This window comes from Pseudoduganella sp. jia 12, assembly GCF_055502675.1.
This window is the reverse complement of sequence record NZ_JBUXKP010000003.1, coordinates 311,420-325,335: the sequence shown is the minus strand read 5'-3', so window position 1 is coordinate 325,335 and position 13,916 is coordinate 311,420. Positions and strand designations below refer to the sequence as shown.

Here is a 13,916-nt window from a genome sequence, read left to right as displayed (position 1 = left end):
GGAAGTTCCCCAGGTTTACGCGTACAGCGCCATGAAAAAAGCCGCCGGGCGAACCCGGCGGCTTTTACTTACTGCACGCTACGCTGGCGATCAGCGCTCGCCCCACGGACGGCGCGGTGCGTCGGAACGCGGTGCGCTGTCGCGACGGAAACCGCCGCCTTCCTTGCGGGCCGGGGCGCCTTCGCGGCGGAAACCGCCTTCAGGACGCGGTGCGCCTTCCTTGCGGAAGCCGCCTTCCGGACGGCCTTCGGCGCGGAACGGGGTGCCTTCGCTGCGGTAGTGGCTGCTGTCGCGGGCGAAGCCGCCGTCACGCGGTGCGCCATCGCGCGGGGTGAAGCTGCGCTGGCCCGGCTTGCGGCCTTCGCCCGGCTTCCAGCCCGGACGGGCGGCGGAACGCGGTGCCGCCGATTTCTTCGGCTCGAAACCTTCCACCACGTTGACCGGAATCGATTGCTTGGTGAAGCGTTCGATGCGGCGCACGTTCATGTTTTCCGAGTGGTTCACCAGCGAGATCGCCAGGCCGTTGCGGCCGGCGCGGCCGGTGCGGCCGATGCGGTGCACGTAGTCTTCGGCGAACTTCGGCAGGTCGTAGTTGAACACGTGCGTGATCGTCGGCACGTCGATGCCGCGCGCGGCCACGTCGGTTGCCACCAGCACCTTCACGGTGCCACGGCGCATGCTGTCCAGCGTGCGGTTGCGGGCGCCCTGGTGCATGTCGCCATGCAGTGCGGCGGCCGAGAAACCGGCGATGTTCAGGCGGTCGGCGATCGTGTCGGCATCGCGCTTGGTGGCCGTGAATACCACGGCCTGGTCCAGCGATTCATCGCGCAGCAGGTGGTCGAGCAGGCGGTTCTTGTGCGACAGGTCGTCCACGAAGTGCACGCGCTGCGTGATGTTTTCGTGCTTGTTGGCGGCCTGCATGATCTGGATCGTCATCGGATCCTTCGTGATGCGGCGCGCCATGTTGCCGACGGTGCCTTCCAGCGTGGCCGAGAACAGCATCGTCTGGCGCGTTGCCGGCGTGGCGGCGACGATCTTCTCGATGTCGTCGATGAAGCCCATGTCGAGCATGCGGTCGGCTTCGTCCAGCACCAGGATTTCCAGCTGCGAGAAGTCGATCTTGCCCGATTCCATGTGGTCGATCAGGCGGCCCGGCGTGGCCACGATGATTTCAGGATTGCGCGACAGCAGTTGCATCTGTTTCGGATAAGGCATGCCGCCCAGGATCGCCACGGCTTTCAGGCGACGCAGGTTGACGGCATATTTATCGGTGTTCGTGGTGACCTGCAAAGCCAGTTCGCGGGTCGGGGTCAGTACCAGCATCTTCGGCTGGGCTGCCTTGAAACGCGGGCGCTCGCCGCGCGCCTGGGCGGCTTGCTTTTCCTGGTTCGGCGTGCGGCCGGCCGACTCCGCCGGCGCGAGTTCGGCCAGGCGATGCAGCGACGGCAGCATGAAGGCCGCGGTCTTGCCGGAGCCCGTTTGCGAGGAAACCAGCAGATCCTTCCCGGCCATCGCGGCAGGCAAAGCTTGCTCCTGGACTGGCGTCGGCGTGGTGTAGCCGGAATCGGTCAGGGCTTTCAGGATCGATGCGTGGAGACCTAGTGCTTCAAAACTCATGTATATCTTTCGTAAAATTGCGCGTTTCTGCACAAGCGCAGAACGCAACATAGCTACGCCAACCGAACGAAATGACTCTAAACAACATGAATAGATATTTCGGCACAAAAGCTTTGCGCCGGGACGGTGTCATGCAGCGATGATTTGCGGCGACACACTGGGGCGGGGGGCTTTTTATAAGCGCCATCAGGACATAAGCATTGGCTGTATGGAACACAGCGCGAGCAAAGAAACCGTGATGCGCGAAGGCTTGCGAAGCTGATTAAATAGCTGAATAAATCTTATGTTCTTCTTCTTTGTGCGAAGTCTGTTGCAACGCACAAAGGACATCATACCCGATTTGATTCATTCCTGCACGGTTTTCTGAACCGTGCAGTCCGGGCGATGATGCCGGCGCCCGCGTTGCGGCGGCGCCGTCGGGCGGGCTGGCGAAATTATTGGTAGTCGCTGGCGTTCAGGCCCATCACGTGCGAGAAGCCGCCATCGACGTAGATGATGTCGCCGGTGATGCCGGAGGACAGTGGCGACAGCAGGAACGCCGCCGTGTTGCCTACTTCCTCGATCGTCACGTTGCGACGGAGCGGCGCATGGCTGGCGGCAAAGCCCAGCAGCTTCGAGAAATCCTTGATGCCCGAGGCGGCCAGCGTCTTGATCGGACCGGCCGAGATGCCGTTCGAGCGGATGCCCTTCTGTCCCAGGTTCTCGGCCAGGTAGCGCACCGATGCCTCCAGCGAAGCCTTGGCCAGGCCCATCGTGTTGTAGTACGGGATCGCACGCATGGCGCCCAGGTACGACAGGGTCAGCACCGACGAGCCTTCCTTCAGCAGCGGCAGCGCGGCCTTCACCATGGCCGGGAAGCTGTAGGCGGAGATGTCATGCGCCACGCGGAAGTTCTCGCGCGAGAAGCCGTCGAGGAATTCGCCGGCGATCGCCTCGCGCGGCGCGAAGCCGATCGCGTGCACGAAACCGTCGAGGCTGTCCCAGCTCTGGCCCAGGTCGCGGAACAGCGCTTCGATCTGCTCGTCGCTGGCCACGTCGCAATCGAACACCAGCTTGCTGCCGAATTCGGCGGCGAAGTCGGTGATGCGGTCCTTGAAGCGGTCGCCAACGTAGGTGAAGGCCAGTTCGGCCCCTTCGCGGTGGCAGGCCTGCGCGATGCCGTAGGCGATCGAGCGGTTGGACAGCAAGCCGGTGATGAGGATTTTTTTGCCTTGCAAGAAAGCCATGATTACTCCAATTGCCTGTTGCGCGCAGTCGGCGCAAGCATGGGTTGTTATTCTAGTTGGTGACGGACCAATCGAGGACGGGTACGCATTACCGCAGGATCGAGATTGTATGGCTTGGGGGCGGCGGCTGCAAGCTTGGCGGATCGCTACGGAACCCGGTGGCCGCGCCACGGCCGGTCCTTGAAACGATCGAGGCTGCGGGGCCATTGGCCGCGCAGCCTCGCTGTGCTGGACGTAACCGGCCTGGCCGATCAGTTCCTGCGTTTCTTGCCAGCCTGGTCGCGCGACACGCGCGCCTTGACCAGCTTGATCCTCGATGCCGACTTGCCGTTCGACGCCTTGGCCTTGCGGTAGTTGCTGCGCTTGGCCACTGCTTCGTCGGCCACGTTGACGGTCGCGTTGTCGGCGATCTCGACGGGAATGTCGATATGCGTGCTGGTGGAAATCTTCGGCACCAGGATCGTCGAGCCGGCCGTCAGCACGCCGCGCGACGGCAGGTTGTTGGCCTTGCGGATCACATCGGGCGTGGTGCGGAACTTCGATGCCAGCGACGTGATGCTTTCGCGCGCGCTGCTGACACGGTGCGTGGTCCAGGTGGACAGCGCCTGGCCCCATTGCGCCAGATTCAGGTGGAATTTCTCCGCATTTTCCTTTGGAAGCAGGATCTGGGTCTGCTCGCCGCCGGTGATGACGGGGCGCTTGAACTGCGGGTTCAGGGCCTTGAATTCATCGACCGACAGCTCGGCCAGCTGGGCGGCGATGGCCAGGTCGATGTCGCTGGTCTTGTCGACGGCCGTGAAATACGGCTCGTTGCGGATCAGCGGGAGCGACAGGCCGAAACGGGCCGGGTTCGCGACGATGTTCTTCACCGCCTGCAGTTTCGGCACGTAGTTGCGCGTTTCGGCCGGCATCAGGTGGGCCAGGCTGTCGAAATCGATCGGCTTGCCGGCGGCGCGGTTCTTCGCGATGGCCTTCTGCACCGAGCCTTCGCCCCAGTTATAGGCGGCCAGCGCCAGCTGCCAGTCGCCGAACATGTCGTACAGTTTCTGCAGGTAGGTCAGCGCGGCATCGGTGGACGCCAGCACGGAACGGCGGTCATCCTTGAACGCGTTCTGCTTCAGGTTGAAATCGCGGCCGGTGCCGGGCATGAACTGCCACATGCCGCCGGCATTCGCACTCGATACGGCCACCGGATTGAATGCCGATTCGATGAACGGCAGCAGGGCCAGTTCCGTCGGCATGTTGCGCTTTTCCAGTTCCGTCACCACGTGGAACAGGTACAGCGAGGCGCGCGCCGAAGTGCGCGCCATGTGGTCCGGACGGTCGGCATACCAGGTGGCATGCTTGGTCACGAGCGGGTTGTTCAGGTCGGGAATCGAGAAGCCGGTGCGGATGCGGTTCCACACGTCCGTTTCACGAAACGGGTCGTCGATCGATGCCTTGGTGGCGTATGCGGGGGGAGTGGCGAGATTGGGTGCAGGTGCCTTGATGGCGGAGGACAGCGGGATCAGCGGGAGGGAGTCCTGGGACTCGACCGCCTGGCCGATCGCCGGTGCCACGGCGAGCGCCGCCAGCAGGGAGATGAACTTCATTCGCATAGTGCTCCATTGTGTTGTCGTCAGGTTAACCAGGGCAGGCCCAGCGCGGGGACGGACTACCAATTCAAAGGCCGAGTTTAAGGATGTTGCTGGGTCGCCGTCAAGCAATATGTCGGCACGGTTACAAAAAACTTGAGCAGCGGAATCGGGAAAAATAAATGCAAGATCCCTGTGGATCGCGTCAAATTGGCAGGAAATGGCGAAAATGGCATTCGGTGCGTAGAATGATGGACCAGCATTTCAGAACCCAGGAAGTTGAACATGAACAATAACGTGAGCAAGAGCGACATGGACCATGAGGGCGTCATCGCGGCAACCGAACAATGGCTGGAAAAGGCCGTGATCGGCCTGAACCTTTGTCCGTTTGCCAAGGCAGTGCACGTCAAGAAGCAGATCCGGTATGTGGTGTCCGATGCCGCCACGCCCGAAGAGCTGCTCGAGATGCTGATGAACGAACTGCAATACCTGTCCGACACACCTGCCGAGCAGGTGGACACGACCATGATCATCCATCCCCTCGTATTGACTGACTTCGAGGAGTACAACGAGTTCCTCGACGTGGCCGACGCGGCGCTCGAAGACATGGGGCTCGATGGGGAGCTGCAGGTGGCCAGCTTCCACCCGCACTACCAGTTCGCCGATACCGAGCCGGACGATATCGGCAACTACACGAACCGCTCCCCTTATCCCACGCTGCACCTGCTGCGCGAGGACAGCGTCGAACGCGCCGTCGAGGCCTTCCCGGAAGCGGAAGCCATCTTCGAGAAAAACATCGAAACGATGGAAGACCTCGGCCACGAAGGCTGGGACAAGCTGTTCCCGCAGGCGAAGCAATGAGCGACGAGAAGCTTCCCGAGCGCCCGGATACGCCGTGCGTGGCGGTCTGCTCGACCACGTTCGACGACATCTGCCGCGGCTGCGGCCGCACTTATATCGAAGTCGCGCACTGGGTATCGATGTCCGCCGACGAAAAAGAAAAGGTCTGGCAGCGCATCCTCGCGCAGGGTTATCCCCGCCGCAACGGCTAACCACGTAATCACCAGCAAAACTGGGGACGGGCCGGGGCGCCGGTCCATCCCCGGTTTTGTCACTGCGGGATCGTGCCGATAAAGTCCTTCTTGCCGATATCGAGGCCGTTGTGCCGCAGGATGTCGTAGGCGGTCGTGGCGTGGAAGAAGAAGTGCGGCAGCGCGTAATGCAGCAGGTAGGACTGGCCCGTGAAGTGCCGGGTCTTGTCGCCGCTGCCGGTGGTGATCGCCCGTTCGGCGCTGTGTTCGATGTCGTGGCGCGGCAGGCTGTCCAGGAAGGTCAGCGTCTTCTTGATGCGCAGCTTCAGGTCCGCGAAGGTCTTTTCCGTGTCTTCATACGACGGCACTTCCTGGCCGGCCAGCCGGGCGCCCGCGCCCTTGGCGAAGTCGGCGGCGATCTGGATCTGGCGCGCGAAGGGCAGCATGTCCGGGAACAGCCGGTACTGCAGCAGGGCGTTCGGGTCGATCCGCGTGGTCTCGACATGTTTTTCAGCCTTGTCGAGGATCTCGAGCAGGCTGTTCAGGATCTGGTGGAACACGGGCACCGAAGCGGAATACATCGAAAAACTCATGGGAACTCCTGTCAAAGAGTGGGCATCATAGCAAGTTTGCGCGGACAGCGACGCCTGCACGACGGCGCGCTACAGTTCCGCACGGCATACGTGGCTAGCTTGCCGCTTTGCGTGCATAATTGCGCTACGATAATACCGCGCTGCTCAAGATGCTCTTGAAATTCCAGCCCGCCGTTTCCGCATGAGGGAGCCATCGACCCGCGGCCTGCGTGCCCGGCTGGGTGCGCTGTACGGCCAGTCGATCGTTGGTTCCCTGCTGCTCGTTGTCCTGGGCGGGTTGATCGTGCCCGCGATCGTCGGCAGCTACCTGCTGGTGGGCGTGCGCGAGCAGCAATCGGCCCGCACCGCGCTGAACGAAACCCTGCAGCGCAATGCCGACATCCTCGCGCTCGGCTTGCAGGAACCCCTGTGGAACATGAATGCCGATTCGGCCCGGTTACTGGTGCAGTCGGTGATGCGCGATCCCTCGGTCGTGCAGGTGCAGGTCACCGGCGAGGCCGAGATCCGGTTCGTCCACGAGAAATCGCCGGCGCGCGGGCTCGGCAACGTGCTGCGCGCCGAGCGCGACGTGATGGTGCGGGGCGAGCGGATCGGCCACGTGATGGTCGAAATGGACGATGCGCGCAGCTACCAGGAACTGAACGACAAGCGCTGGGCCTATGTCTTCGTGCTGGCCGCGCAGCTGGCCATTTCGCTGCTGCTGATCGTCCTGTTCCTGGACAGGCGCGTGATCGGCCCGCTGCGGCACCTGATGCGCGTTTCCGACAGGCTGGCACACGGCGACTTCGACACCCCCATCGACGCCCGCGGCAACGACGAACTCGGCAGCCTGGGCGGCCAGCTCGAACAGACGCGCGAGGCGCTGCGCCGGCTTTTCGAGGACGTGCGCCAGCGCGAGGAGCGGTTCCGCACGATCGTCTCGCAGGTACCCGGTGCCGTGTTCCGCTACCGGCCGGACGGCCCGATCGAATTCGTCAGCGACGCCATCGAGGAGATCTCCGGCTACACGGCCGCGCAACTGATGCGCGGCACCACGCATTCCTGGGTCAACCTGATCACGCCGGAAGACCGCCGCGCGCAGCGCCGCGCCCTGAAAAGCGCCATCGAGGAAGGGTGCTCGTACGAGGCCGAGTACCGCATCGTCGATGCCAGCGGCACCGAGCGCTGGGTGCTGGAGACGGGCCAGCCGCAGGTGCCGCCGGGCGGCGGGCAGCCGTGGGTGGATGGCATCCTGTCGGACATCAGCGAGCGCAAGGACAACGAGATGCGCATCGAAGCGCTGCTGGCCGAGCAGAGTGCGATCCTGGACAATGTGATGTTCGGCGTGATGTTCGTACGCCACCGCACCATCATGTCGGTGAACCGCCGCTGCGAGGAACTGTTCGGCTACGAGCCGGGCGACATGGTGGGCAAGTCGACCGCCATCGTGTTCCCCACGTCGTTCGATTTCGAGGCCGCCGGCGTGCGGCAATACCCCACGCTGGGGCAGGGCGAGTACTTCAGCGAGGAGCGGCGCTACCGCCGGCGCGACGGCACGCTGTTCTGGTGCATGGTCAGCGGTTGCGCGATCGACCAGAGCCGCCCGAACGAAGGCAGCATCTGGGTGTATGCCGACATCACCGCGCGCAAGGAAGCGGAAGACAAGGCGCGGCTCTCCGCCACCGTGCTCGAACACATCGCCGATGGCGTGGTGGTCGTGGACCGCGAAGGCCGCATCGTCGCCGTCAATCCCGCCTTCACGCAGATCACCGGCTATGCGGAACCCGAAGCGCTGGGCCGCGACATCAGCCTGACCCGCTCGGAACGCCATGACGCGGCATTCCACCAGCACCTGTGGACGGAACTGGTCACCACGGGCGACTGGCAGGGCGAGCTGTGGGCGCTGCGCAAGAGCGGCGAACAGTTCCTGCAGGCGCTCACGATCACCGCGGTGCGCGACACGCACGGCTACACCACGCACTATGCCGGCGTATTCAGCGACATCACGCTGGTCAAGGAGCACGAGCGCAAGCTCGACCACCTGGCGCACCACGATTCGCTGACCGGCCTGCCCAACCGCCTGCTCTTCAACGACCGGCTGCAGCACTCGCTCGACCGCGCGCGGCGCTCGCAGGAGCAATTGGCGTTGCTGTTCATCGACCTGGACCGCTTCAAGAACGTCAACGATACGCTGGGCCACCACATCGGCGACCAGTTGCTCAAGCAGGTGGCCGAGGCCCTGCGCAAACGGCTGCGCGACGCCGATACCCTGGCCCGGCTGGGTGGCGACGAGTTCGTGATACTGCTCGAGGGTGTGGGCAGCGAATACTCGGCCACGCTGGTGTGCGAAAAGCTGGTGGCGATGTTCGAGCAGCCGTTCATCGTCGCGGGCCACGAACTGTTCGTCACCTGCAGCATCGGTGTCAGCCTGTATCCGCACGATGGCACGGACCTGAACGTGTTGATCCGCAATGCCGACGTGGCCATGTACCAGGCCAAGGCGCGCGGCCGCAACGGCTACCGGTTCTATGCGCTGTCGATGACGGGCGAGGGCGTGGAGCGCCTGCGGCTGGAAGCGTGGCTGCGCCGCTCGATCGAGAACGACGAGATGTTCCTGAACTACCAGCCGCAGGTGGAAATCGACACTGGCCGGCTGGTCGGCGTGGAAGCACTGGTGCGCTGGAGCCATCCGGAACTGGGCCTCGTGTCGCCCGTCAAGTTCATCCCGCTGGCCGAGGACACGGGTTTCATCATCCAGCTCGGCGAATGGGTGCTGGCCGAGGCCTGCCGGCAGATGGTGCGCTGGCGGGAAGCCGGCCTGGACGTGCCGAAGATCGCCGTCAACCTGTCGGTGCGCCAGTTCGAGCGGGGCTCGATCGTGCGCACCGTCGACGACATCCTGCGCGCCACGGGGCTCGAACCGGGCCGGCTGCAGCTGGAAGTGACGGAATCGCTGATCATGAACACGGGCGATGCGCTGCAGTACATCAACGGCCTGCATGCGCTCGGCGTCAGCCTGGCGATCGACGATTTCGGCACCGGTTATTCGTCGCTGGCCTACCTGAAGCAGATGCCGGTGCAGACGCTGAAGATCGACCGCTCGTTCATCAAGGACATCCACGAGGATGCCAACGACGAGGCGATCGCGATCGCCATCATCCAGCTCGGCAAGAGCATGAACCTGTCGGTGATCGCCGAAGGCGTGGAGACGGATGGACAGGCCGCCTTCCTGCTGCGCCATGGATGCAACCTGGCGCAGGGGTATTTCTACAGCCGTCCGGTGATGCCGGACGACCTGCTCCGCCGCTGGCTGCCGTGACGATGGCGCAGTGGACGCGGCGCCGCTTCCTGCTGGCCGGTTCCGCCACGGCCGGCGCACTCGTGGTGGGCTGGGGCGCGCTGCCGCCGCGGCAGCGCCTGCACGCGGCGGAGCCGCTGCGGCTCGGCGGCGATGCCGTGGCGCTGAACGGCTGGATCGCGCTCGCGCCGGACAATACCGTGACCGTCGTCGTGCCGCGCGCCGAAATGGGCCAGGGCGTGCACACGGCCCTGCCGATGCTGGTGGCGGAAGAGCTGGACATGCCGCTGGCGCGCGTGGCCATTTCCGCCGCGCCGCCTGACAAGATCTATGCCAACATCGCCGCCCTGCGCGACGCGCTGCCGTTCCATCCGGACGATGCCGGCGCCGCGCACGCGTTCGCGCGCTGGACGCTGGCCAAGGTGGCGCGCGAACTGGGCATCAGCCTGACGGGCGGTTCCTCGTCGGTCAAGGATGCGTGGCTGCCGATGCGCGAAGCGGGTGCCGCCGCGCGCGGCATGCTGGTCGCCGCGGCGGCCCGGGCATGGCGCGTGGCGCCCACCGGCATCCGCACCGATGGCGGAGAGCTGTTCCACGACGCCAGCGGCCGCCGTGCCACCTATGGCAGTTTCGCCGCGGCCGCTGCGCGCGAATCGCCGGGCGACGTGGTGCTGAAGCAACCGGACGCATTCCGGCTGATCGGCCGCGACGTGCCGCGCCGCGAGGCCCGCCCCAAGGTCGATGGCGCGGCACGTTTCGGTATCGACGCGCGCCCGCCCGGCATGGTGTACGCGGCGCTGCGGATGGCGCCGGCGATCGGCGGCACGATCGCCGGCATCAATCCCGCAGGCGTGCTGCACATGCCCGGCGTGCTCAGCGTGATCGATATCAGCAACGCGGCGCATGGCGCGTTCGGCGGGCAGACGGGTGCGCAGGCAGGCGTGGCCGTGGTGGCGAAAACGTTCTGGCAGGCGAAGGTGGCCGCCGAGGCGCTGGCGGTGCGCTGGCATGCCGGCCCGCATGCGGACCTGTCGGGCGAGGCCATCCTCGGTGGATTGCGCCGCGCGCTGGATGGCGACGGGCACCACGAATACTTCAGCCAGGGCGATGTCGACGCCGCGCGGGCGCACGACAGCGGCGACGTGCCGGGCCACGTGATCCGCGCCGAGTACAGTGTGCCGTTCCTTGCGCACGCGGCGATGGAGCCCGTCAACTGCACCGCCCAGGTGGCGGACGGCAAGGTGCGTCTGTGGCTGTCGACGCAGGCGCCGTCGGTCGTCATCGGCATCGCCGCCAGCGTCGGCGGCGTGGCGCGGGAGGCGGTGGAGCTGCATGAATACCTGCTGGGCGGCGGTTTCGGCCGGCGCCTCGAGGGCGACATGGTGGCGCAGGCGGTGGCCATCGCGCGCGAATGCCATGGCCTGCCGGTGCAGGTGATCTGGACGCGCGAGCAGGATATCCGGCACGACGTCTACCGCCCGGCGGCAGTGGCGCGGCTGGCCGGCACGCTCGACGCGGCGGGCACGATCAAGAGCTGGGAGTTCACCGGGGCGGGCGGCGCCCTGACGGGCCAGTACACGCTGCGCAACCTGGGCGTGCCGGCGGCGGGGCCGGACAAGACCACCGTCGAAGGCGCCTATGACATGCAGTATGAAATCGCGCACCAGCGCATCGCCCATGCGGCGGTGGACAGCGTGGTGCCGCTGGGGAACTGGCGCTCCGTCGGCCATTCGTACAACGCTTTTTTCAAGGAGAGCTTCATCGACGAAATGGCGCATGCGGCCGGCAAGGACCCGGTGGCGTTCCGCGCTGCGATGCTGCTTGCCCATCCGCGCCATGCGGCCGTGCTGGATGCGGCGGTGCGCGCGGCCGGCATGCCGCCTGCCGGCCGCGCGCACGGCGTGGCGCTGCACCAGAGCTTCGGCACGATCGTGGCGCAGATCGCCGAGGTGTCCGTGCAGGATGGTGCGATCCGCGTGCACCGCGTGGTCTGCGCAATCGATTGCGGGCTGGCCGTCAACCCGGGCCACGTCACGCAGCAGATGGAGTCGTCCGTCGCATTCGGCTTGAGCGCCGCACTGGGTGGCGCGATCACGATCGAGGGCGGCGCGGTACAGCAGTCGAACTTCGGCGATTACCCGGTGCTGCGCATGGGCCAGGTGCCGACCGTGGAAACGGTGATCGTGCTGTCCACCGCGCCGCCCGAAGGCGTGGGGGAGCCCGGCGTGCCGCCGGTGGCGCCGGCCGTGGCCAATGCCGTGTTCCGGCTGACCGGGCAGCGGCTGCGCAGCCTGCCGCTGCGGCTGGCGTAGCGGCAGGGGCAGCTGTTCATGGCCGGCCCGGCAAGCGGCAGGCGCCGTGCCGGGCCGTGCGCCGGGCCGCCAGCCAGAATGCCAGCGCGGCCATGCTGACGGCGGCGCCGAGCAGGCAGACCAGGTGCCATCCACCCGCCGCATGCGCGGCCGTCGCGGCCAGCGCGCCGGCGCCGCTGCCCGCGGCGTAGAACAGCATGTAGGCGCCCACCAGCCGGCCGTGCGCGTCGCCGCTGCGCAGGACCATGCCCTGGCTGGTCACATGCAGCGCCTGCACGGCAAGGTCGAGTGCCACGATGCCGATGCCCAATGCCGCCAGCGACGCCGGCGTGAAGGCCAGCGGCAGCCACGCCGCGCACAGCAGCACGAGAGCGAGGCCGGTCGTCCATTCGCCGCGGCCACGGTCCGCAAGGCGGCCGGCGCGCATCGCTCCCAGGGCGCCGACCAATCCCACCAGGCCGAACGCTCCGATCGCCGTGTGCGGCAACGCATGCGGCGGCCCGGCAAGTTCCAGCGCCAGGGCGCTCCAGAAGATATTGAAGGCCGCGAACATCAGCAACGCGATGACGCCGCGCTCGCGCAGGACCCGGTCGGTGCGCAGCAGTGTCATCATCGAGCCGATGAGTTTCCGGTATGGCAGCGGGCGCACCGGCGCCGGCACGGCCGGCAGCGCATGCCACAGCAGGGCCGCCAGCAGCACCGTCGACGCGGCGGAAAGCGCATAGACGGCGCGCCAGCCGGCGAGATCGGCGATACCGCCGGCCACGACCCGTGCCGCCAGCAGCCCGAGCACGACGCCACCCTGTACCACGCCCACGACGCGGCCGCGCTGCCCGGCATCGGCTGCGGCGGCCACGCAGGCGATCAGGCCCTGCGTCATCGCCGTTCCCAGCAGGCCGGCCAGCGCCATCGCGCCCAGCAGCGGCATGACCTGGCCGGCTGTCGCCACGCCGGCCAGCGCAAGCGCCAGGGCGCCGAGCTGTATCAGCAGCAGGCGTTTCCGGTCGAAGCGGTCCCCCAGCGGTACCACGAACAGCAGCGCCAGCACGCTGCCCACCTGCGTCGACGTGACGATGGCGCCGGCCATTGCCGGGTCGAGCGCAAGGTCGGCCCCGATCAGGTCGAGCAGCGGCTGGGCGTAATAGACGTTGGCGACGCACAGCGCGGCCGACGTGGCGAGCAGCGCGAGGCGGGTGGTGGAAAAATGCATGGCGTCCTCATGGTTGCAAATAAAAACTACTTGTAGCGTAAGCGTTGTGGTTTTAAAATGCAACTACTTGTGTGGAGGCGTGAATGGCGGGCAAAAGGAACAATGCGGCGGAGCCATGCCCCGTGGCGCGGGGCGTGGATCTCGTTGGCGAGCGCTGGGCGCTGCTGATCGTGCGCGATGCGTTCGACGGGGTGCGGCGGTTCGGCGATTTCCAGCGCGGCCTCGGCGTGGCCCGCAACATCCTGGCCGACCGGCTGCGCCAGCTGGTGGACGCGGGCATCCTCGCCAGCCAGCCGGCGTCGGATGGCTCGGCCTACCAGGAATATGTGCTGACGCCGAAGGGCGAAGACCTGTTCCCGGTCATCGTCGCGCTGCGCCGATGGGGAGAACGCCACCTGTTCGCGGACGGAGAGTCCCATTCGGTGCTGGTGCGCAGGGATACGGGGGAGGCCATCGGCGACCTGTCGCTGCGCACCGCCGGCGGCAAGGAGCTGGCGGCGGCGGACGTGTATGTGAAGAAGCTCGTGTGAAGAGGGGGCCGGCCGATCCCGGCCAGCCGTGATTCAGGCAGTGCCCATCAGCTGGCGCAGGTTGCAGTCCTGCTGCCATTGCCGGCGTTCGGCCGTGCTGCCGGCCTGGCGATCCAGCTCGTTGTCGTCGGTGGCGGCAATGGTGTCGATCAGGCGGCTGGCCACGTTCGGGTCGGGCAGCATCGTGCCGAAGAACGCCACCGTTTCGTGGCGCTGGATCAGCAGCGTGGGAAAGTTTTCCACGTCCAGGTCGCCCACCAGGTCGGCATGGTCTTCGATGTCCACCCAGAGGAAATATTTTTTCGGGTGGCGCGCGGCCAGTTCCTCGAACGCGGCGCGGTAGCTGGAGCAGGTGCCGCACCAGGCGGCGCACAGGCAGGCCACGACCAGGTGGTCCTGCGCCAGCGCGGCGGCCACTTCGGCGCGGTTGTCGGCGTGTAGGGTTGTGCTGTGCATGGCGGCATTGTACAGCGTCGCACGACACGCCGCGCCTGCCGATGCCTGCGTTGCCGCGGCCACCGATGCGTGCGCCGCCGCGCCCGCCGA

11 protein-coding genes are annotated in these 13,916 nt (G+C 66.3%); 5 read left to right on the top strand and 6 right to left on the bottom strand.

Features of this window, described 5'->3' with window-relative positions:
• Positions 1-90: 90 nt before the first annotated feature.
• The 3 genes from ACY65G_RS07530 to ACY65G_RS07520 all read right to left on the bottom strand — a co-directional run bounded on the left by ACY65G_RS07530 (position 91) and on the right by ACY65G_RS07520 (position 4,435).
• Positions 91-1,617, bottom strand: coding sequence for a DEAD/DEAH box helicase (locus ACY65G_RS07530; RefSeq protein ID WP_464996739.1), 1,527 nt, complete (start codon positions 1,615-1,617; stop codon positions 91-93).
• Between the two features lie 434 nt (positions 1,618-2,051).
• Positions 2,052-2,843, bottom strand: a complete 792-nt coding sequence (gene fabI / locus ACY65G_RS07525; RefSeq protein ID WP_464996738.1) for an enoyl-ACP reductase FabI — start codon at positions 2,841-2,843, stop codon at positions 2,052-2,054.
• Between the two features lie 251 nt (positions 2,844-3,094).
• Complete coding sequence (locus ACY65G_RS07520) at positions 3,095-4,435, bottom strand: transglycosylase SLT domain-containing protein (protein WP_464996737.1); 1,341 nt, start codon at positions 4,433-4,435, stop codon at positions 3,095-3,097.
• Positions 4,436-4,702: 267 nt separating this feature from the next.
• Between ACY65G_RS07520 and ACY65G_RS07515 the strand changes: the two genes are divergently transcribed.
• Both ACY65G_RS07515 and ACY65G_RS07510 read left to right on the top strand, forming a co-directional pair.
• Positions 4,703-5,278, top strand: a complete 576-nt coding sequence (locus ACY65G_RS07515) for a DUF1415 domain-containing protein (protein ID WP_464996736.1) — start codon at positions 4,703-4,705, stop codon at positions 5,276-5,278.
• Positions 5,275-5,469, top strand: a complete 195-nt coding sequence (locus tag ACY65G_RS07510; RefSeq protein WP_464996735.1) for a DUF1289 domain-containing protein — start codon at positions 5,275-5,277, stop codon at positions 5,467-5,469. The genes ACY65G_RS07515 and ACY65G_RS07510 overlap by 4 nt, the downstream gene beginning before the upstream one ends.
• 59 nt (positions 5,470-5,528) lie before the next feature.
• On the opposite strand, the gene ACY65G_RS07505 is transcribed toward ACY65G_RS07510, so the two are convergent.
• Complete coding sequence (locus ACY65G_RS07505; protein WP_464996734.1) at positions 5,529-6,041, bottom strand: DUF1993 domain-containing protein; 513 nt, start codon at positions 6,039-6,041, stop codon at positions 5,529-5,531.
• 181 nt (positions 6,042-6,222) lie between these two features.
• On the opposite strand from ACY65G_RS07505, the gene ACY65G_RS07500 reads away from it, so the two are divergent.
• Both ACY65G_RS07500 and ACY65G_RS07495 read left to right on the top strand, forming a co-directional pair.
• Positions 6,223-9,339, top strand: coding sequence for an EAL domain-containing protein (locus ACY65G_RS07500; protein WP_464996733.1), 3,117 nt, complete (start codon positions 6,223-6,225; stop codon positions 9,337-9,339).
• A gap of 2 nt (positions 9,340-9,341) precedes the next feature.
• Entirely contained in the window at positions 9,342-11,630 is a 2,289-nt protein-coding gene (locus ACY65G_RS07495; RefSeq protein WP_464997056.1) for a xanthine dehydrogenase family protein molybdopterin-binding subunit, read from the top strand.
• Positions 11,631-11,646: 16 nt separating this feature from the next.
• Here the strand turns inward: ACY65G_RS07495 and ACY65G_RS07490 are convergent, their stop codons facing one another.
• On the bottom strand, positions 11,647-12,840 hold the full coding sequence (locus ACY65G_RS07490) for an MFS transporter (protein WP_464996732.1): 1,194 nt from the start codon (positions 12,838-12,840) through the stop codon (positions 11,647-11,649).
• Between the two features lie 83 nt (positions 12,841-12,923).
• On the opposite strand from ACY65G_RS07490, the gene ACY65G_RS07485 reads away from it, so the two are divergent.
• Entirely contained in the window at positions 12,924-13,370 is a 447-nt protein-coding gene (locus tag ACY65G_RS07485) for a winged helix-turn-helix transcriptional regulator (RefSeq protein ID WP_464996731.1), read from the top strand.
• A 33-nt stretch (positions 13,371-13,403) separates the two neighbouring features.
• Here the strand turns inward: ACY65G_RS07485 and ACY65G_RS07480 are convergent, their stop codons facing one another.
• On the bottom strand, positions 13,404-13,826 hold the full coding sequence (locus ACY65G_RS07480) for a thioredoxin family protein (protein ID WP_464996730.1): 423 nt from the start codon (positions 13,824-13,826) through the stop codon (positions 13,404-13,406).
• Positions 13,827-13,916: the final 90 nt, after the last annotated feature.

Coding starts and splice junctions, on each gene's coding strand:
- ACY65G_RS07530 (WP_464996739.1), bottom strand. CDS start 1,617: ATGAGTTTTGAAGCACTAGGTCTCCACGCATCGATCCTGAAAGCCCTG.
- fabI (WP_464996738.1), bottom strand. CDS start 2,843: ATGGCTTTCTTGCAAGGCAAAAAAATCCTCATCACCGGCTTGCTGTCC.
- ACY65G_RS07520 (WP_464996737.1), bottom strand. CDS start 4,435: ATGAAGTTCATCTCCCTGCTGGCGGCGCTCGCCGTGGCACCGGCGATC.
- ACY65G_RS07515 (WP_464996736.1), top strand. CDS start 4,703: ATGAACAATAACGTGAGCAAGAGCGACATGGACCATGAGGGCGTCATC.
- ACY65G_RS07510 (WP_464996735.1), top strand. CDS start 5,275: ATGAGCGACGAGAAGCTTCCCGAGCGCCCGGATACGCCGTGCGTGGCG.
- ACY65G_RS07505 (WP_464996734.1), bottom strand. CDS start 6,041: ATGAGTTTTTCGATGTATTCCGCTTCGGTGCCCGTGTTCCACCAGATC.
- ACY65G_RS07500 (WP_464996733.1), top strand. CDS start 6,223: ATGAGGGAGCCATCGACCCGCGGCCTGCGTGCCCGGCTGGGTGCGCTG.
- ACY65G_RS07495 (WP_464997056.1), top strand. CDS start 9,342: ATGGCGCAGTGGACGCGGCGCCGCTTCCTGCTGGCCGGTTCCGCCACG.
- ACY65G_RS07490 (WP_464996732.1), bottom strand. CDS start 12,840: ATGCATTTTTCCACCACCCGCCTCGCGCTGCTCGCCACGTCGGCCGCG.
- ACY65G_RS07485 (WP_464996731.1), top strand. CDS start 12,924: ATGGCGGGCAAAAGGAACAATGCGGCGGAGCCATGCCCCGTGGCGCGG.
- ACY65G_RS07480 (WP_464996730.1), bottom strand. CDS start 13,826: ATGCACAGCACAACCCTACACGCCGACAACCGCGCCGAAGTGGCCGCC.